18 protein-coding genes are annotated in these 17,326 nt (G+C 66.7%); 15 read left to right on the top strand and 3 right to left on the bottom strand.

Going from position 1 to position 17,326, the window contains the following annotated elements:
* The first annotated feature begins 61 nt into the window (after positions 1–61).
* The 10 genes from AC1Q6E_RS07995 to AC1Q6E_RS07950 all read left to right on the top strand — a co-directional run bounded on the left by AC1Q6E_RS07995 (position 62) and on the right by AC1Q6E_RS07950 (position 9,002).
* A complete protein-coding gene (locus tag AC1Q6E_RS07995; protein WP_152797024.1) occupies positions 62–946 on the top strand; it encodes an IclR family transcriptional regulator in 885 nt (294 codons plus the stop codon).
* Positions 946–1,743, top strand: a complete 798-nt coding sequence (locus AC1Q6E_RS07990) for an SDR family oxidoreductase (RefSeq protein WP_492572526.1) — start codon at positions 946–948, stop codon at positions 1,741–1,743. Before AC1Q6E_RS07995 ends, AC1Q6E_RS07990 begins: the two co-directional genes overlap by 1 nt.
* Complete coding sequence (locus tag AC1Q6E_RS07985; RefSeq protein WP_492572525.1) at positions 1,736–3,415, top strand: thiamine pyrophosphate-binding protein; 1,680 nt, start codon at positions 1,736–1,738, stop codon at positions 3,413–3,415. Before AC1Q6E_RS07990 ends, AC1Q6E_RS07985 begins: the two co-directional genes overlap by 8 nt.
* A gap of 3 nt (positions 3,416–3,418) precedes the next feature.
* Complete coding sequence (locus tag AC1Q6E_RS07980) at positions 3,419–4,897, top strand: aldehyde dehydrogenase (RefSeq protein WP_492572524.1); 1,479 nt, start codon at positions 3,419–3,421, stop codon at positions 4,895–4,897.
* A 14-nt stretch (positions 4,898–4,911) separates the two neighbouring features.
* Entirely contained in the window at positions 4,912–5,883 is a 972-nt protein-coding gene (locus AC1Q6E_RS07975) for a VOC family protein (protein ID WP_152797030.1), read from the top strand.
* An 83-nt stretch (positions 5,884–5,966) separates the two neighbouring features.
* Positions 5,967–6,290, top strand: a complete 324-nt coding sequence (locus AC1Q6E_RS07970; RefSeq protein WP_296556429.1) for a hypothetical protein — start codon at positions 5,967–5,969, stop codon at positions 6,288–6,290.
* Positions 6,290–6,517 carry a recombinase-like helix-turn-helix domain-containing protein gene (locus tag AC1Q6E_RS07965; protein ID WP_152797797.1) on the top strand — a complete coding sequence of 76 codons (228 nt, stop codon included), beginning with the start codon at positions 6,290–6,292 and terminating at the stop codon, positions 6,515–6,517. Before AC1Q6E_RS07970 ends, AC1Q6E_RS07965 begins: the two co-directional genes overlap by 1 nt.
* 10 nt (positions 6,518–6,527) lie before the next feature.
* Complete coding sequence (locus AC1Q6E_RS07960) at positions 6,528–7,547, top strand: Rieske 2Fe-2S domain-containing protein (RefSeq protein WP_152797033.1); 1,020 nt, start codon at positions 6,528–6,530, stop codon at positions 7,545–7,547.
* A gap of 58 nt (positions 7,548–7,605) precedes the next feature.
* A complete protein-coding gene (locus AC1Q6E_RS07955) occupies positions 7,606–8,025 on the top strand; it encodes a RidA family protein (protein ID WP_152797035.1) in 420 nt (139 codons plus the stop codon).
* 20 nt (positions 8,026–8,045) lie between these two features.
* On the top strand, positions 8,046–9,002 hold the full coding sequence (locus AC1Q6E_RS07950; protein WP_152797037.1) for a PDR/VanB family oxidoreductase: 957 nt from the start codon (positions 8,046–8,048) through the stop codon (positions 9,000–9,002).
* A 92-nt stretch (positions 9,003–9,094) separates the two neighbouring features.
* On the opposite strand, the gene AC1Q6E_RS07945 is transcribed toward AC1Q6E_RS07950, so the two are convergent.
* The 3 genes from AC1Q6E_RS07945 to AC1Q6E_RS07935 all read right to left on the bottom strand — a co-directional run bounded on the left by AC1Q6E_RS07945 (position 9,095) and on the right by AC1Q6E_RS07935 (position 12,382).
* Entirely contained in the window at positions 9,095–10,174 is a 1,080-nt protein-coding gene (locus AC1Q6E_RS07945) for a hypothetical protein (RefSeq protein ID WP_296556423.1), read from the bottom strand.
* An 18-nt stretch (positions 10,175–10,192) separates the two neighbouring features.
* A complete protein-coding gene (locus tag AC1Q6E_RS07940; protein ID WP_492572523.1) occupies positions 10,193–11,575 on the bottom strand; it encodes a hypothetical protein in 1,383 nt (460 codons plus the stop codon).
* Between the two features lie 75 nt (positions 11,576–11,650).
* The gene (locus AC1Q6E_RS07935; RefSeq protein ID WP_296556421.1) at positions 11,651–12,382 is read right to left on the bottom strand and encodes a GntR family transcriptional regulator; all 732 of its coding nucleotides are present in this window, start codon (positions 12,380–12,382) and stop codon (positions 11,651–11,653) included.
* 208 nt (positions 12,383–12,590) lie between these two features.
* Here AC1Q6E_RS07935 and AC1Q6E_RS07930 point away from each other — a divergent pair, with 208 nt between their 5' ends.
* Genes AC1Q6E_RS07930 through AC1Q6E_RS07910 form a run of 5 tightly spaced genes read left to right on the top strand, consistent with a single transcriptional unit; the run spans position 12,591 to position 17,018 of the window.
* A complete protein-coding gene (locus tag AC1Q6E_RS07930; protein WP_296556420.1) occupies positions 12,591–13,454 on the top strand; it encodes a VOC family protein in 864 nt (287 codons plus the stop codon).
* The gene (locus AC1Q6E_RS07925; protein ID WP_152796683.1) at positions 13,451–14,152 is read left to right on the top strand and encodes a class II aldolase/adducin family protein; all 702 of its coding nucleotides are present in this window, start codon (positions 13,451–13,453) and stop codon (positions 14,150–14,152) included. The genes AC1Q6E_RS07930 and AC1Q6E_RS07925 overlap by 4 nt, the downstream gene beginning before the upstream one ends.
* Positions 14,153–14,162: 10 nt before the next feature.
* Positions 14,163–15,617, top strand: a complete 1,455-nt coding sequence (locus tag AC1Q6E_RS07920; RefSeq protein WP_152796685.1) for a 2-hydroxymuconic semialdehyde dehydrogenase — start codon at positions 14,163–14,165, stop codon at positions 15,615–15,617.
* A gap of 10 nt (positions 15,618–15,627) precedes the next feature.
* Positions 15,628–15,819 carry a 2-hydroxymuconate tautomerase gene (thmT, locus tag AC1Q6E_RS07915; RefSeq protein WP_087840781.1) on the top strand — a complete coding sequence of 64 codons (192 nt, stop codon included), beginning with the start codon at positions 15,628–15,630 and terminating at the stop codon, positions 15,817–15,819.
* A gap of 38 nt (positions 15,820–15,857) precedes the next feature.
* On the top strand, positions 15,858–17,018 hold the full coding sequence (locus tag AC1Q6E_RS07910) for an ABC transporter substrate-binding protein (RefSeq protein ID WP_152797778.1): 1,161 nt from the start codon (positions 15,858–15,860) through the stop codon (positions 17,016–17,018).
* Positions 17,019–17,326 lie beyond the last annotated feature (308 nt).

Genomic DNA, 17,326 nt, shown 5'->3' with positions numbered 1-17,326 from the left:
AGCGGCTATATTTCGTTCTGTTCCGTGTATGGATTGTCAGTTCATATTTGAAACGATATCCATGCCCATCCCTTGGTCAGCTGTCCGAACCCTTGCGCGCGCCGTGAACCCGCTTCCCACTCAGGACACCTCGCAGGACAAATACGTCGTTCCCGGGCTGGAGCGCGGCCTGCGCGTGCTTTGCGAAGTCGGCCAGGCGCAGGGGGCCATGAACGCGCCCGAGCTGGCGCGCCGGCTGGGTGTGCCCCGCACCACGGTGTTCCGCCTCCTGGCCACGCTGGAACGCATGGGCTTCATCCAGCGCGCGGACAATGGCCGCGATTACTTCCTGGGCATGGCCGTGCTGCGCCTGGGGTTCGAATATCTCGCTTCGCTCGAGCTGACCCAGCTTGGCGCGCCCCTGCTGGAGCGGGTGCGCGACGAATTCAATCTTTCCTGCCATCTGGTGGTGCGCGACGGGGCGGACATCGTCTACGTCGCCAAGGCCGCCGCCAATACGCCGCTTGCCAGCTCGGTGAACGTCGGCACGCGCCTGCCGGCCCACGCCACGGTGCTGGGCCGGGTGCTGATGGCCGACATGTCCCTGGACGAATTGCGCGCGCTGTACCCCCAGGAAAAGCTGCCCGTCGTCAACGCGTTCACGCCTCGCTCCGTCGAGCAACTGCACGCGCTGCTGGCGCAGGACCGGCGGCGGCCCTACCTGCTGCACGAAGGATTCTTCGAATCGGGAATTTCGACGCTGGCCGCGCCGGTGCGCGAGCAGGGCGGCGCCATCGCCGCCGCGCTGGGCGTGGCCATGCCCGCCGTGCCGCTCGACGCCGACCGCCTGGAGCGCCTCGCGCACAGCGTCTGCGCAAGCGCCGCCGAACTCTCTTCTTTGCTCAACTACCGTGGGCAGGATGCCGCCTACGGTCTCGATGAAAAACTGAACGGAATGGTTGCCTAATGACTATGTATCAGCTTGACGGGAAAGTCGCCGTCGTCACGGGGGGAACCTCGGGCATCGGTCTCGCGACGGTCGGCCTGCTGCTGGAAGCCGGCGCTGCGGTCGCTTTCTGCGGCCGCAGCGAGGACAAGCTCAACGAGGCCAGGGAAGGCCTGCTGGCCCGCTTCCCCGGCGCCCGCGTCCTCGCGGCCCGCTGCGACGTGCTGGTGCCCGAACAGGTCGAGGCTTTCGCCGCCCAGGTGCAGCGCGAGCTGGGCACGGTGTCCATCCTGGTCAACAACGCCGGCCAGGGTCGCGTGTCCACGTTCGCCGGCACCGAGAACTCGGCCTGGCTGGATGAAGTCCAATTGAAGTTCTTCTCGGTCATCAACCCGACCCGCAGCTTCATCCCGCAGCTCGAGCAGAGCGAGGATGCCGCGATCGTGTGCGTGAACTCGCTGCTGGCCATCCAGCCCGAACCACACATGGTGGCCACTTCGGCCGCGCGTGCCGGCATCCACAACCTGGTGCGCTCGCTGGCCTTCGAACTGGCTCCCAAGAAGATCCGCGTGAACGGCATCCTGCTGGGCCTGGTGGAGTCGGGCCAATGGCGCCGCCGCTACGAAGAGCGCAAGGACCGCGCGCTGACCTGGGAGCAATGGACCGGCCGCATCGCCGCCGAGAAACAGATTCCGCTGGGCCGCCTCGGCCGTCCCGAAGAGCCCGCGCGGGCCATTTTCTTCCTTGCCACGCCCTTGTCTTCCTATACGACGGGCAGCCATATCGATATTTCCGGAGGGGTTTGCCGTCATGCCTAATGTCAACCGTATCACTGTCGGCGCAGCCATCGCGCAGTTCCTGGAGAACTGCGGCGTCAAGGCGGCATTCGGGGTCATCTCGATCCACAACATGCCCATCCTGGACGCCTTCGGCGAACGCGGCAACATCCGCTTCGTCATGGCCCGCGGCGAAGCCGGCGCGACCAACATGGCCGATGCCTATGCCCGTACCACCGGCGGCCTGGGCGTGACCGTGACCAGCACCGGCACCGCCGCCGGCAATGCCGCCGGCTCGATGGTCGAGGCCATCACCGCCGGCACGCCGCTGCTGCACCTGACCGGCCAGATCGACAGCCCCTACCTGGACCAGAACCTGGGCTTCATCCACGAAGCCAACCACCAGCTCGACATGCTGCAGGCCGTGTCCAAGGCCGCCTTCCGCATCCGCACGCCCGAGACCGCCATCGGCATCGTCAAGCGCGCCGTGCAGATCGCCATGACGGCGCCCACCGGCCCGGTCAGCATCGAGATCCCCATCGACGTGCAGGCCGCCCTGATCGACGAACCCGCCGACCTGAACCCGCTGCCCGTGGCGGCGCTGGTGCCGGCCGAGGCCGCGCTGAACGAACTGGCCAACCGCCTGGCCCAGGCCAGGCGTCCGCTGCTGTGGCTGGGCGGTGGCGCCCGCCAGGCCGGCGAGCAGGTCCGCCGCCTGGTCAAGCTGGGCTTCGGCGTGATCACCAGCACGCAGGGCCGCGGCGTGATCCCGGAAAACGACCCGGCCTGCCTGGGTTCGTTCACGGTCGCCAAGCCGGTCGAAAATCTCTACCAGACCGTGGATGCGCTGCTGGTGGTCGGCTCGCGCCTGCGCAGCAACGAGACCCTGAAGTACGCGATCAAGCTGCCCGCCACCCGCTATCGCATCGACGCCGATTCGCAGGCGGACGGCCGTGCCTACACCACCGATTTCTTCGTCAACGGCGATGCCACCCTGGCGCTCAAGGGCCTGGCCGACCGCCTGGAAGGCAAGATGTCGGTCGATCCCAGGTTCCTGGACGACATCCAGGCCGCCAGGCAGGGCGCGATGGCCAAGCTGCGCGACGATGTCGGCCCCTACACCCGGCTGATCGATACCCTGCAATCGGTGGTGGGCGAGTCTTTCAACTGGGTGCGCGACGTCACGCTGTCCAACAGCATCTGGGGCAACCGCCTGCCCTGCCTGCATGAGCCCAAGGCCGGCGTGCACGCCCTGGGCGGCGGCATCGGCCTGGGCCTGGCCATGGGCGTGGGGGCCGCCGTGGGCGCGGCCGTGACCGGCTCGGGCAAGAAAACCTTCACGCTGGCCGGCGACGGCGGCTTCATCCTGAACCTGGGCGAGCTGGCGACGGCGGTGCAGGAACAGGCCGACATGCTGATCGTCCTGATGAACGACCAGGCGTATGGCGTCATCAAGAACATCCAGGACGCGGTCTACGGCGGACGCAAGCACTATGTGCAGCTGCACACCCCGGACTACGCGCTACTGACGCAGGCTATGGGCCTGGGCCATGCCCGCGTCAAGAACCTGGATGAGCTGGAGGGCGCGCTCAAGCAAGGATTGGCGGCCAAGGGGCCGTTCATCGTCGAGATCGACATGCTGTCGGTCGGCGGCTTCAACACCAAGTTCGCGGGGCCCCCGGTCAAGGCCGCGACCGACAAGGCGGGAGCCTGAACCATGCTGATTTCCGACAAGAACCTTCCCATCTGCGTCGCCGGCGTCTGGCGCGAAGGCGGCGGCGAACGCTATGCCACGCTCTATCCGGCCACCGGCGAGCCCGTGGCCTACCTGAACGCGGCCAGCCTGGACGACGTCGAAGAGGCGATCCAGGGCGCGCACCAGGCCTTCCGCACCAGCGGCTGGGCCCAGCGCAAGCCGCACGAGCGCGCCGCCGTGCTGTACCGGATCGCGCAACTGATCCGCGAGCGTGCCGAGGACCTGGCCCAGCGCCAGCGCCTGGACAATGGCAAGCCCATCAGCGAGACGCGCGCGCTGGTGGCCAGCGCGGCCGGCACCTTCCAGTTCTTCGCCGCCGCCTGCGAGACGCTGGAGGAAGTCATCACCCCGTCGCGCGGCGACTACCTGTCCATGAGCGTCTACGACCCCATGGGCGTGGTGGCCGCCATCACGCCGTGGAATTCGCCCATCGCCAGCGAGGCCCAGAAGATGGCCCCGGCGCTGGCGGCCGGCAACGCCCTCGTGGTCAAGCCGGCCGAAGTCACCCCGCTGATGGCGCTGGACCTGGCCGCCATCTGCGAAGAGGCCGGCGTGCCCAAGGGCATCATCAGCGTGCTGCCCGGCAAGGGCTCGGTCATCGGCGACGCCATCACCAAGCATCCGTTGGTCAAGCGCGTGTCCTTCACCGGCGGCACGACCACCGGCCGGCACATCGCCCACATCGCCGCCGACAAGATGATGCCGGTGTCGCTGGAACTGGGCGGCAAGTCGCCCACCATGGTGTTCGAGGACGCCGACCTGGACCATGCCGTCAACGGCGTGCTGTACGGCATCTTCAGTTCGTCGGGCGAGTCCTGCATCGCCGGATCGCGCCTGTTCGTCGCTTCGGCCATCTATGAGCAATTCCTGGACCGCCTGGCCCAGCGTGCCGCGGCGCTGCGCGTGGGCGACCCGGCCGACGAGCGTACCCAGATGGGGCCGCTCATCACCGGCCGCCATCGCGAGTCGATCGAGCGCTACGTCGAGCTGGGCGTGTCCGAGGGCGGCCGCATCCGCACCGGCGGCCAGCGTCCGGAAGGCGGTATCTACGACAAGGGCTATTTCTATCGCCCCACCATCATCGAGGGCCTGGACAACCAGGCGCGCATCAGCCAGGAAGAAATTTTCGGGCCGGTGCTGGTGGCGATGCCCTTCGACAACGAAGAGAACCTGATCGAGCAGGCCAACGACAGCGTGTACGCGCTGGCGGCCGGCATCTGGACGAGCGACTACAAGCGCGCCTGGCGCGTCGGCCGCGCCGTGCAGGCCGGGACGGTGTGGATCAACACCTACAAGTTCTTCTCGATCTCCACGCCGTTCGGCGGCTGGCGCGACAGCGGCCTGGGCCGCGAAAAGGGCCGGCTCGGCATCCTGCAGTACATGGAGCAGAAAGGCATGTACTGGGGCATGAACGAAAACCCCTTGCCCTGGGCAAACTGAGGTAGGAGAGCCAAATGGACGTATTGGGTATAGACGAAATCACCTACGGCGCCGACGATCTGGCCGCCTGCAAGCAGTTCCTGTCCGACTGGGGCCTGACGCTTGCCGAGGAAACGGACAAGTCGCTGGTGTTCGAGTCGATGAACAAGTGCCGGGTGATCGTGAAGACCACCGATTTCCCGGGCCTGCCGCCGGCGATCGAGGAGGGTCCGACGCTGCGTGAAGTGGTGTGGGGCGTATCCAGCGACGAAGTGCTGGAGCGTTTCGCCGCGCGCCTGAAGGGCAAGCCGGGCTATGTGAACGAAGGCGGGCGGGTCGGTTGTACCGATCCCAACGGCCTGGCCGTGCGTTTCCAGACCACCCGCAAGATCGACGTCGATCTCGACAGCCCGGGCATGAACACCTGGGGCACCAAGGCCCGCCGCAACCAGCGCAGCCCGATCTACGAGCGCGCCACGCCCATCGAGGTCGGGCACGTGGTGTTCTTCGTGAAGGATGTGAAGGTCTGCGAGCAGTTCTATACCGAGAACTTCGGTTTCGTGGCCTCCGACCGCTATCCGGGCAAGGGCGCCTTCCTGCGCTGCGCGCCCGAGGGCGGCCATCACGACCTGTTCCTGCTGCAGCCGCCGCAGCCGCGCGCTGGCCTGAACCACGTGGCGTTCGCCGTGCGCGACATCCACGAGGTGTTCGGCGGCGGCATGGCGATGGCCCGCGACGGCTGGAGCACGCAGCTCGGCCCGGGCCGCCATCCGATATCGTCGGCCTACTTCTGGTACTTCAATTTCCCGGGCGGTGGCCTGATCGAGTACTACGCCGACGACGACTACCTGGATGCCGAGTGGGAAGCCCGCGATTTCGAGCCTGGTCCTACGATGTTCGCCGAGTGGGCGATCGATGGCGGCCTGGACGGCAACACCCGCCGCCAGAAGAACGCGAAAGCGCCCGACGGCAAATTCTTGACCGATAAGACCCCCCCTACGCGCTGACGCGCGCCCCCAGGGGCGATGCGGGTGGACCGGCGGAGCCGGATCCACCGCATCCTGGGTCTGGGGCAGAGGCTGGAGAACCTATGACTGAATCATCGAATGTGATGTTGACCGTGTTGCTCAAGCACGATCAGTCGAACAATCTGGACGCGGTCCAGACGAAGTTGAAGGAGGCCGACTGGTGGGAGCGGTTTCCGCCCGAGGGCGTGAGGATCGTGTCCTGGACCGTGGCGATGGGGCTGGGGCAGATCGTGACGCTCGAGGTGCCGCCGCATCTGCTGGCCACGGTCAACGTCGAACTCGAGCGCTCGGCCTGGGGTGTGTTCCGCACCGAGTGCTATCCCACTTATGACTTTGTTCCCGTTCGCGAACGCATCCGCGAACGCGTACGCAACGGAGGTAAATGATGCAACAAGACCGTTATCTGGACCCGCATCAGGCGCGGCGCCGCACGCCCACCGAGTGGGAAAGCCTGCTGGGCGATTCGCTCGAGCGCGCCTTCGCGTCGGGCAAGCACGAACTCGCGCCCATCGTCGACTACCTGAACCACGCCGGTCCTCCGGCGCCCAACGGCGTGCCCTGGACCGAGGACCTGCTGCAATCCGAACTGGCCCGCCTGGCCGAGACCGCCTGAGGAGTCCGCCATGATCAAGATCGATAGCCCCGAGACCCTGCTCGCGAACGGCCTGAAAGACACCTGGTACGCGATCTGTCCGTCCAGCTTCATCACCGACAAGCCCGTGTCGCTGCGCCGCCTGGGCATGAAGCTGGTGTTCTGGCGCGACCAGGCCGGCAAGCTGTACGCACTGGAGGACCACTGCCCGCACCGCGGCGCGCCGCTGTCGCGCGGCATCCTGCTGGGCGACCGCATCGCCTGCGGCTATCACGGCGTGCAGGTGCGCGCCGACGGCGTGGTCACCAACGTGCCGGGCAGCCCCGGCTGCAGCCTGGAAGGCAAGCGCGCCGCGCGTTCCTTCCACGTGGTCGAGCGCAACGGCGCGGTGTTCCTGTACAACTCGGCCGAGAACGTGGACGAGGCGCCCGACTTCACGCTGCCGGAAGAGCTGGTCTCGGACGAGTACGCCGCCTTCCTGTGCTACACCGAATGGCGCGGCGACTATCGCTACGTCATCGACAACGTCATGGACCCGATGCACGGGACCTATCTGCACAAGCAGTCGCACTCGATGGCCGAGGGTTCCTCGGTGGCCGATTTCGGCGTGCGCGACACCGAGCACGGCTTCGTCTTCGAAAAGAAGGGCCAGCGCGGCGTGAACTTCGATTGGACCGAGTGGGCCAATACCGGCCTGCACTGGCTGCGGCTGGAGATCCCGTATCCCTCCACCGGCGGTCCCGGCGGCAGCTTCGCCATCGTCGGCACCTACACGCCCATCTCCGAGAACCTGGCCGCCGTGTTCCACTGGCGCTGCCGCAAGGTCTCGGGCTGGCAGCGCCATGCCTGGCAGTTCCTGTACCGCAACCGGCTGGAAGCCCGCCACTGGGCCGTGCTGGAGCAGGACCGCGAAGTGCTCGAGGTCATGGAACCCGACGCCAACCAGCGCGAAAACCTGTACCAGCACGATATCGGACTGGTCCGCCTGCGCCGCCACCTGCGCAACCTGGCGACCGAGCAGTTCGAGAAGCTGAAAGGGAAGGCGGCGTGAGTCCCTTGTCCCGATACGGATTCCCCGGACGGGGAATCCGGGGCCTCCGGGGGGCGCGATGAGCGGCGGCGCGGCGGCACGCCGCGTCATCGCGCCATCGGTACCCGAACGCGAGACCGCCACCTGGTCCAATTGCCTGGTCCTGGGCAACGAAATCGTCATGTCGGGCATGACGGCCAATCCCGAATCGACGGCCGCGTCGCCCCTCGGCACCTACGAACAAACCCTGATTGTGCTGGGCAAAATCCGCGCTTTGGTCGAGGCCGCTGGCGGAGGGGTGCAAAATATTTATAAACTGGTGATTTACGTGACGAACATCCAGGACAAGGATGACGTCGGAAGAGCCCGCAAGGCGTTCTTCCAGTCGCCTTACCCGTGTTCCACGTTGGTCGAGGTGCGCGGCCTCGTTTTTCCCGGTCTGACCGTGGAGATCGATGCGTTCGCGCGGCTCGACATCGCCCTGCGTGCCGACGCATAACCGTTTCTTCCGACCCTTTCATGAACAGCAGCTCACTCCTTACGGTACTGGTTCACACCATCCGCCTTGAAGCGCAGGGCATCATCAGCGTCGAGTTCCGCTCGCCCACGGGTGAAGAACTGCCGGCCTTCGGCGCGGGGTCCCACATCGACCTGCATCTGCCCAACGGCCTGGTGCGCAGCTATTCGCTGTTCAATTCGCCCGAAGAGCGGCATCGCTACGTGGTGGGGGTGCTGAACGACCGTAACAGCCGCGGCGGTTCGCGCTTCGTGCACGAGCAACTGCGCGTGGGCTCGACCATCAAGATCGCGCCGCCCCGCAACAACTTCGAATTGGACGAGGCCGCGGCCAAGTCGGTGCTGCTGGCCGGCGGCATCGGCGTGACGCCCATCTTCTGCATGTACAACCGCCTGCGCGCCGCCGGCAAACCGGTGGAACTGGTCTACTGCGCGCGCACCAAGAGCGAGGCGGCCTTCGTCGACGAACTGCTGGCCTCGGGCGGCAAGGTCACGGCGCGTTTCGACGACCAGGCGGGCGGTCCGCCCAACCTGCGCGAGCTGCTGGGTTCGCAGCCGGCCGATACGCACTTCTATTGCTGTGGTCCCACGCCCATGCTGGATGCCTTCGAGGCCACCTGCAAGGAGCTGGGCTACCAGAACGTGCACATCGAGCGCTTCGCCGCCGCCGGCGAGGTCACCGCCGCGCAGGAAGGCAGCTACCAGGTCGAACTGGCCAAGTCGGGCAAGACCATCGACGTGCCGGCCGGCATGGCGCTGCTGGATGCGCTGCTGGAAGCGGGCATCGATGCCGACTACAGTTGTCGCGAAGGCGTGTGCGGCGCGTGCGAAACCGCCGTGCTGGAAGGCACGCCCGACCATCGGGACTCGGTGCTGACCGAGCGCGAGCGCGAGTCGAACAAGACCATGATGGTCTGTGTATCGGGGTGCAAGGGCAGCAAACTGGTGCTGGATATCTGAGGCCTGGACGCCGCGAGAGGCCGGCCATCGACTCGTCGGGCTGAGGGGGCGTCGTCGGGCCGGCCGGGAGCGTGGCGTTTCCCCCGGGGATGTCAGTCAGGCGCTGGCTGATGGACATCCGATCGGGGGGCGGGGCCGGCTTCGGTGCTTGCCTGGGCTGCTTCCTGCCGGCGGCGGGTTGCCTCGCGTTTGGCGAGGGTGGTCTTGTAGACGATTTCCCCGGTTTGCGGGTCCTGGACCGGCTTGCGATTCGCTATGGTGCCCCTGCTGAGTAGTTGGTTGGTTGCCGGGTCCCAGACTTTCTGGCGCTTTATCCATGTGCCTTTGCTGACGAGTTCCTGGGCGTCCGGATCCCACACTTGCCCGCGCTGTTCCAGTGTCCTCTTGCTCACGGGCTCTCCGGTTTTCGGGTCGATGGCATCCTTGGGACATGCGACCCGTTTGCCGGCCTGGCCGCGGTAGAGTTCGACGGCGGCTCCAACAGGGATGGCGGACCGTCCCGGCTTGGCATTCAGCGCATCGAGGCCATTCGTGAAGGCCCTCATTATCTTCCCCGCGGTCTTGCTGTTCTTCCTTCTTTGAGCGGTTTGTATCGTCTGGGTGACGAGTTCGTCCACGGAGTTCCGTCTGTCGGGCGGGATGGGAGCGTCCTGGCTTGTGCCGGACGCGGCGGCCCGGGGCGACGCGGGGAGGGACTCTTGGTCGGACGAGGCGCGGGACGGGGAGGCCTGCCGGGCGGCCCAGTCGTCGAGCATGCGCGCCTGCTGGCTGGCGGCGCCCGGTTGGGGCGGCGGGGACGAGGACGCTTGTCCTTGGCTGGCTGCTTGCCCGGTGTCGAGTTGCCGGCGCAGGGCGTCGGGGGCGGCCATCCATTCTTCGACATACGGCGCCGCCAGTTCGTCCCAGGAGCGTGCCGCGTAGGCGGCCAGGTCGGCCCGGGTGGCGGCGACGTCCGCCGGCGCGGCCGGAAAGCCCGGGATGGCCGCGGGCCCGCGCTCCATGGCCTGTTCGACCGACCAGTGGATGTATTGGTCCTTGCCGATGCCCAGGCAGCGGGTGGCGTAATCGGCGGCGGACTGCCGCGGGTCGGTGCGGGGCTGGGAGGGGCCGGCCGTCGGTTCGTCCGGAGGGGGCGCGGCGGCGGGAGCCGGGTTGGATCTGATCGGGAACATGGTGTTTTTTCGAATCGGTCAGTCAGCCGTTGGCCGATCGACATCGGGCCGGGAAGAGGGGCCGGCTTCGGCGCCTGCCTGGGCGGCGGCTTGCTGGCGGCGTCTTGCCTTGCGCTTTGACAGGGCGGTTCGGGTGGTGAATTCCTCGGCGTCCGAGTCCCATACTTGCTTGCGCTGTGCCAGTGTGTTGCTGCGGACGAATTCCTCGGTTTGCGGATCCCATTTTTTCTTGCCGCCTTCCAGCCTGCCTTTGCTGATGAGTTCGTTGGTTTCCGGGTCCCGCACTTCCTTGCGATGTGCGATGGCGCTCTTGCTGACGAATTCTCGGGCTTCCGGATGCCACACTTTCTTGCGCTTTGCCAGTGCGCGTTTGCTGACGATTTCCCCGGTTTCCGGGACCTGGATTTTCTTGCGCTTCGCCAGTGTGCTTCTGATGACAAATTCCTGGGTTTCCGGGTCCCACACTTTCTTGCGCATTGCGAGTGCGTGTGCGCTGACAGGCTCTCCGGTGACCGGGTCCACGGCATCCTTGGGGGCGTCGATCGGTTTGTCGGCGCGCTTCAGGTAGCGTTCCAGGGCCGCCTCGACAGGAATGGCGGATCGCCCCGCTTTGGCGTTCAGCGCCTCCGCGCCTCTCCTGAAGGTGTCCAAGGATCGTGGCGTGGTCTTGCCGATCTTCTTTCTTTGAGCGGCTTGTATGGTCTGGGTGATGAGCTCGTCGACGGAGTTCCGTCTGCTGCGGGGAATCGGAGAGTCCTGGCTTGTGCCGGACGCGGCGGACCGGGGCGACGCGGGGAGGGACTCCTCGCCGGACGGGGCGAGGGCGGGTTCCTTGCCCTTGGCGGTGGGCCCGGACAGATCCAGGGCGGCCATGCCCGGACTGACGTGGTCCTCGTCCATGGGAGAGGTCGAGGCGCGGGGCAGGGGGGGCTGCTGGGCAGCCCAGTCGTCGAGCATGCGCGCCTGCTGGCTGGCGGCGCCCGGTTGCGGCGGCGGGGACGACGGCTGTCCTTGGTCGGCTGCTTGCTCGGCGTCGAGTTGCCGGCGCAGGGCGTCGGAGGCGGCGTTCCATTCCTGGATATACGGTGAAGCCAGATCGTCCCAGGAGTGTGCCGCGTAGGCGGCCAGGTCGGCCCTGGCGGCGGCGACGTCTGCCGGTGCCGCCGGGAAATCCGGCATGAGTGCGGGCCCGTCCTGCATGGCCTGTTCGACCGACCAGTGGATGTATTGGTCCTTGCCGATGCCCAGGCAACGGGTGGCGTAATCGACGGCGGACTGCCGCGGGTCGGTGCGGGGCTGGGAGGGGCCGGCCGTCGCTTCGTCCGGATGGGGCGCGGGGGTGGGAGCCAGGGTGGGTCTGATCGGGAACATGGTGCACGGTACGCAGAGGGTTTTCTGCATCGTGGGTAACCCGGTTCCGCCCAAAGTTCCTCCGCGGTCGCCGCGGAGGGGGGGACTGCCGCATCCCGCCAGGGTTCAGGCGGTTCCCGCCGCGTCCATCGCGTTCGCGTTGCCGTTGAACAGATCCGCCGGCAGATGCCTGACCGCCTCATAGGTCGTGCTGATGTGCTCGGACAGCAACTGGCCGGCGCGCTCCCCATCCCGCGCCAGCGAGGCTTCCAGGATGTTGCGGTGCTCGTCGTGCACGTCGCGCGGAATCGGCTTGCGGGTGACGACCAGCCGCCGGTAGCGCTCGGCCTGCTGGTACAGGATGCCCAGGAAATGGTGCATCCAGCGCGAGGTACAGGCGCTGATCAGCGCCTGGTGGAACTCGCGGTTGCGGTCTTCCCATTCGTCGAAGCGGTTGACGGGGTTGGTGGCCAGCCGTTCCTCGGCCCGGCTCAGGCGATGGAAGGCGGCGATGATGCGGCTTTCCCAGACGTCGTCGCCGGCCTGGATGGACTGTCGCAGGGCTTCGCATTCCAGCAGGATGCGATTGCGGGTGATGTCCAGGAAATCTTCCATCGAGATGGGCGTGACGTGGAAGCCGCGCTGGCCGTGGGAGACCACCAGCGCGTCGGACACGAGCAGCGACAGCGCCTCGCGCAGCGTGCCCGCGCCGACCCCATACGAATCTTTCAAGTGCTCCACGCGCAGGCGCGAGCCGGGCGGGAGCTTGCCTTCGATGATGTCGCGGCGCAGGGCGGCATAGGCCGTGCCCACGAGCGTGGTGGGAGCGGCGGCGTGCGCCAGGGGCGGTAGTTCCAATGGGATTCCAGGCATGCGTCTCGGGCGGCTGCGTGCCCCCTCTCATGAGCGATGGCTAGATTCTAGTCGATTCTCGACGAAATCCTCTCGCATTAGGGAAATCCATAAAATCTCGATAAAAATATTTCCAACCGATATTTTGTGGCGTATCGTGTCTGTCTACGAACGTGCAGGGGGCTGCTTCCATGGCCCCAAGCTGGAGACACCGGTGATTCATCTACACGACATCCGCTACGTGCGGCTCGGCACGCCCGACCTGGACGGCTCGGTGCGCTACGCAACCGAAGTCCTGGGCCTGGAAGTGGCCCGCCGCGACGGCAAGGCGGTCTATCTGAAGTCCGACAGCCGCGATCACACGCTCTGCTATTTCGAAGGCGATCCGCGCGACCATACCTCGGCTTTCGAGGTCGATACGCCCGGGGAACTGGACCAGGCCATGGCGCTGCTGGAGCAGTCCGGCTACGCGGCCACCCGTGGCAGTGTCGAGGAAGCCGAGAAGCGCCACGTGCGCGACTTCATCAACTTCAAGGACCCGTCGGGCAACAGCGTCGACCTGGTCCACGCGCCGCACCACAGCGGCCGCCGTTATTTCCCGTCGCGCGATGCGGGCATCACGGGGTTCAGCCACATCGGCCTGCGCACCCTCAATCCCCGCCGCGACGAAGCCTTCTGGACCCAGTTGCTCAGCGCCAAGGTCAGCGACCGCATCGGCGAGGCGCCCCTGCTGCGCATCGACGAAGTGCACCACAAGATCGCGCTGTTCCCGTCCAGCTATCCGGGCGTGCAGCACATCAACCATCAGGTCGAAAGCATCGACGATGTGATGCGGGCCTATTACATCCTGCTGGAGAAGCGCATTCCCATCCGCTTCGGCCCCGGCCGCCATCCGACCTCGGGCGCGATGTTCCTGTATTTCGAAGGTCCGGACGGCATGATCTATGAGTATTCGACGGGCGTGCGCCTGATCACCGAAGAGGACGAGAAGACCTACCGTCCCCGCACCTTCCCCGCCATCCCGTCGTCGTTCTGCATGTGGGGATCCAAACCCGATATTCCGGAGTTCAAGACTTGAGCCAGCACGACAATGCACCGACCGCCCGGCAGCAGAGCCTGGTGCGGGCGGCGGCGCGCGCCCTGGCGCGTGCCAATCTGGTCCATGCCTACGGCCATTGCAGCCTGCGGCTGGACGCCGACCGTTTCCTGGTCTGCGCCGCCAGGCCCATGGGCATGATCGGCCCGCACGAGGCCGGCACCGTGGTGCCGGTGAACGGCGAACTGCCCGAGGGCGTGCTGGGCGAAGTCCGCATCCACCAGCATATCTATCGCTTGCGCCCCGAGGTCGGGGCGGTGATCCGCAGCATGCCGCGCGACGTGATGACCCTGTCGTCCGCGCGCGTGACGCCGGCGCCGCGCCATGGCATGGGTTCGTATTTCTCGCCGGCCGTGCCGCTGTGGGACGATCCTCAACTGATCCGGACCGACGAACAGGCCGCGGGCGTGGCCGCGAAGCTGGGCGCCGCCTCGGCCGTGGTCATGCGCGGCAACGGCGCGGTGGTGGCCGCGCCCAGCATCGAGCAGGCCGTGGTGCTGAACTGGTACCTCGAGGACGCCGCGCGCATCGAGCTGCAACTGCGCGCGGCCGGATTGGCCGACGGTCCGACGCTGTCGCCGGAAGAGGCCGCCCGCCGCGCCACCGGCGCCGGCCGCATCTTCGAACGCATGTGGGAATACCTGTGCGACGGGGATCCCGAATTTGCAGATGTCATCTAAAGGTATGTCCATGAACGAATTCAAGAATTTCATCAATGGCCAGTGGGTCGCCACCGGCAAGACTTTCGAGAACCGCAATCCCGTCGACAACAGCCTGATCGGCCCGGTGCACGAAGCCGGCCAGGCCGAGGTCGACGCCGCCGTGCGCGCCGCCCGGGCGGCGCTGTCCGGCCCGTGGGCGACGATGAAGGTCCAGCAGCGCGTGGAGATGCTGCATGCCATCGCCGATGGCATCACCCGCCGCTTCGATGATTTCCTGGCGGCCGAGATGGCCGACACCGGCAAGCCGCACGTGCTGGCCAGCCACGTGGACATCCCGCGCGGCGCCGCCAACTTCAAGGTTTTCGCCGACCTGATCCGCAACGTGCCGGGCGAAAGCTTCGACATGGAAACCCCCGACAACGGCTTCGCGCTGAACTACTCGGTGCGCGTGCCGCGCGGCGTGATCGGCGTGGTCTGCCCGTGGAACCTGCCGCTGCTGCTGATGACCTGGAAGGTCGGTCCGGCCCTGGCCTGCGGCAACACCGTCGTGGTCAAGCCTTCGGAAGAAACGCCCGCCACCGCCACGCTGCTGGGCGAGGTCATGAATGAAGTGGGCGTGCCGCCGGGCGTCTACAACGTGGTCCACGGCTTCGGACCGGACTCCGCCGGCGAGTTCCTGACCCGCCATCCCGACGTGGACGGCATCACTTTCACCGGCGAGACCCGCACCGGCGAGGCCATCATGCAGGCCGCCGCCAAGGGCGTGCGCCCGGTGTCGTTCGAGCTGGGCGGCAAGAACCCCGGCATCGTCTTCGCCGACGCCGATTTCGACAAGGCCGTGGCCGGCATCGCCCGCTCGTCCTTCGAAAACAGCGGCCAGGTGTGCCTGGGCACGGAGCGCGTCTACGTGCAGCGTCCCATCTTCGAGAAGTTCGTCGCCGCGCTCAAGGCCAAGGCCGAAGCGTTCAAGCTGGGCGACCCGCATGACCATGCCACCAACTTCGGTCCGCTGGTCTCGCAGGTGCATCGCGAGAAGGTCCTGGGCTATTACGCCAAGGCCCGCGAGGAAGGCGCCACCGTCGTGACCGGCGGCGGCGTGCCCGACATGCCCGGCGCCATGGGCCAGGGCGCCTGGGTGCAGCCCACGATCTGGACCGGCCTGCCCCAGAGCGCCGCGGTCATCCGCGAGGAGATCTTCGGCCCCTGCTGCCACATCACGCCCTTCGACACGGAAGAAGAGGTCATCAAGATGGCCAACGACACGCCGTACGGCCTGGCCGCCACGGTGTGGACGCAGAACGTGGGCACCGCCCACCGCCTGGGCAAGGCGCTGAACGTCGGCATCTGCTGGGTGAACTCGTGGTTCCTGCGCGACCTGCGCACCTCCTTCGGCGGCGCCAAGCAATCGGGCATCGGCCGCGAGGGCGGGGTGCACTCGCTGGAGTTCTACACCGAACTGCGCAACGTCTGCGTGAAACTGTAAGGAGCACGCCATGCCTCTCATCCAGGTGCAAATGATGGAGGGCCGCACCGACGAACAGCGCGCGGCCCTGATCGAGGAATTGACCGAAGCGACCCACCGCGCCATCGGCGCTCCGCGCGAGTCCGTGCGCGTGGTGCTGGTCGAAGTGCCCAAGACGAATTTCGGGATCGGCGGCAAGACCGCCAAGGCGCTGGGGCGCTGATTTCCCGCTATTTCCCGACGAAGGAGACATAGTCGATGATGAAGAAACAAACCGCCGTCCTGATCGCGGCGGCCCTGATGGCCGCCGGCGCCGCGCATGCCGAGGTCAAGGTTGGTTTTTCCGGCGTGCTGTCGGGTCCCATGGCCGCGCTGGGCCAGGACCAGTACGACGGTTTCATGCTGGCCGTCGAACAACTGGGCGGCAAGCTGGGCGGCCAGCCCGTCACCGTGCTGCGCGAGGATGACCAGCTCAAGCCGGACGTGGGCGCGCAGATCGTCCAGAAGTTCATCGAGCGCGACAAGGTCGACGCCATCGTCGGCCTGGGTTTCTCGAACGTGCTGATGGCCGAGATCCGCCGCATCAAGGATGCCGGCGTCGTCGCGTTGTCGACCAACGCGGGCCCGGCCCCGATCGCGGGCAAGAGCTGCATGGCCAACCTGTTCGTGATGGGCTGGCAGAACGATGGCATGTCCGAGGCCATGGGCAAGTACGCCAAGGAGCAGGGCTACAAGAACGTCTACCTGATGACGTCGAACTACCAGGCCGGCAAGGACAAGCTGGCCGGCTTCAAGCGCTTTTACGGCGGTACGATCCAGAATGAGGTCTACACCCCGCTGGGCCAGCTCGACTACGCGGCCGAGATCGCCGCCGTGCAGAGCGCCAAGCCCGACGCGCTGTTCGTGTTCTATCCCGGCGGCGTGGGCGTGAACTTCGTGCGCCAGTTGAACCAGGCGGGCCTGATGGGCAAGCTGCCGTTCCTGTCCGAGAGCCTGATCGACTCCAACTCGCTGGCCGCGCTCAAGCAGCAGGCGATCGGCTCGGTCTACGGCACGCCGTGGGCGCCGGTGCTCGACAATCCGCAGAACAAGAAATTCGTGGCGGGCTACGAGGCCAAGTACAAGCGTCCTCCCACCGAGTACGCGGTGGCCGCCTATGACGCCGCCTACCTGCTGGATGCGGCCATCACCAAGCTGGGTGGCAAGGTGTCGAACAAGAAGGCCTTCGCGGCCGCCGTCAAGGAAGCCGGTTCCAAGTTTCCCACGGCTCGCGGCAAGTTCGCCTTCAACACCAACAACATGCCCATCCAGCACTACTACGCCTACGAGATCGTCAAGAGCGGCGACGGCGTGGGCTACAAGCAGCTGTCGCAGGTCCTGACGGACCACAAGGACGCCTACGCTGCTGAATGCAAAATGTAGACCCCCCCTACGCGCTGACGCGCGCCCCCCAGGGGGAGATGCGGGTGGACCGGCAAAGCCGGATCCACCGCATCCTGGGTCTTTGTGGGGTCGTCTTGGTGCGGAGTACCGTTTACTTGCCCTGATCCAGGGCGCCGTGGATCCGGCTTTGCCGGTCCGCCAGCGCCGCCCCCTTGAGGGGGCCCGCGTAAGCGGGTAGGGGGTGGGCTTTCCTTCAGGGGTGGCACCGATGGATGGCGATGACGGGCGCCGTTATGCTGGGTGGCGATCGCCGCCACGGGATCGGGGAGTGCATGGGCACTAAGAAC

The organism is Pigmentiphaga sp. MLSB6-MA01 (genome assembly GCF_058793475.1).
Note: the sequence above shows the minus strand (reverse complement) of the source record. Positions and strands in the feature narration are given on the sequence as shown.

What these genes read in the sequence shown, in the direction of transcription:
- AC1Q6E_RS07920 (WP_152796685.1), top strand. Translation starts at nt 14,163, where the DNA reads ATGAACGAATTCAAGAATTTCATCAATGGCCAGTGGGTCGCCACCGGC.
- AC1Q6E_RS07970 (WP_296556429.1), top strand. Translation starts at nt 5,967, where the DNA reads ATGACTGAATCATCGAATGTGATGTTGACCGTGTTGCTCAAGCACGAT.
- AC1Q6E_RS07960 (WP_152797033.1), top strand. Translation starts at nt 6,528, where the DNA reads ATGATCAAGATCGATAGCCCCGAGACCCTGCTCGCGAACGGCCTGAAA.
- AC1Q6E_RS07995 (WP_152797024.1), top strand. Translation starts at nt 62, where the DNA reads ATGCCCATCCCTTGGTCAGCTGTCCGAACCCTTGCGCGCGCCGTGAAC.
- AC1Q6E_RS07985 (WP_492572525.1), top strand. Translation starts at nt 1,736, where the DNA reads ATGCCTAATGTCAACCGTATCACTGTCGGCGCAGCCATCGCGCAGTTC.
- AC1Q6E_RS07980 (WP_492572524.1), top strand. Translation starts at nt 3,419, where the DNA reads ATGCTGATTTCCGACAAGAACCTTCCCATCTGCGTCGCCGGCGTCTGG.
- AC1Q6E_RS07990 (WP_492572526.1), top strand. Translation starts at nt 946, where the DNA reads ATGACTATGTATCAGCTTGACGGGAAAGTCGCCGTCGTCACGGGGGGA.
- AC1Q6E_RS07955 (WP_152797035.1), top strand. Translation starts at nt 7,606, where the DNA reads ATGAGCGGCGGCGCGGCGGCACGCCGCGTCATCGCGCCATCGGTACCC.
- AC1Q6E_RS07965 (WP_152797797.1), top strand. Translation starts at nt 6,290, where the DNA reads ATGCAACAAGACCGTTATCTGGACCCGCATCAGGCGCGGCGCCGCACG.
- AC1Q6E_RS07975 (WP_152797030.1), top strand. Translation starts at nt 4,912, where the DNA reads ATGGACGTATTGGGTATAGACGAAATCACCTACGGCGCCGACGATCTG.
- thmT (WP_087840781.1), top strand. Translation starts at nt 15,628, where the DNA reads ATGCCTCTCATCCAGGTGCAAATGATGGAGGGCCGCACCGACGAACAG.
- AC1Q6E_RS07945 (WP_296556423.1), bottom strand. Translation starts at nt 10,174, where the DNA reads ATGTTCCCGATCAGATCCAACCCGGCTCCCGCCGCCGCGCCCCCTCCG.
- AC1Q6E_RS07940 (WP_492572523.1), bottom strand. Translation starts at nt 11,575, where the DNA reads ATGCAGAAAACCCTCTGCGTACCGTGCACCATGTTCCCGATCAGACCC.
- AC1Q6E_RS07950 (WP_152797037.1), top strand. Translation starts at nt 8,046, where the DNA reads ATGAACAGCAGCTCACTCCTTACGGTACTGGTTCACACCATCCGCCTT.
- AC1Q6E_RS07910 (WP_152797778.1), top strand. Translation starts at nt 15,858, where the DNA reads ATGAAGAAACAAACCGCCGTCCTGATCGCGGCGGCCCTGATGGCCGCC.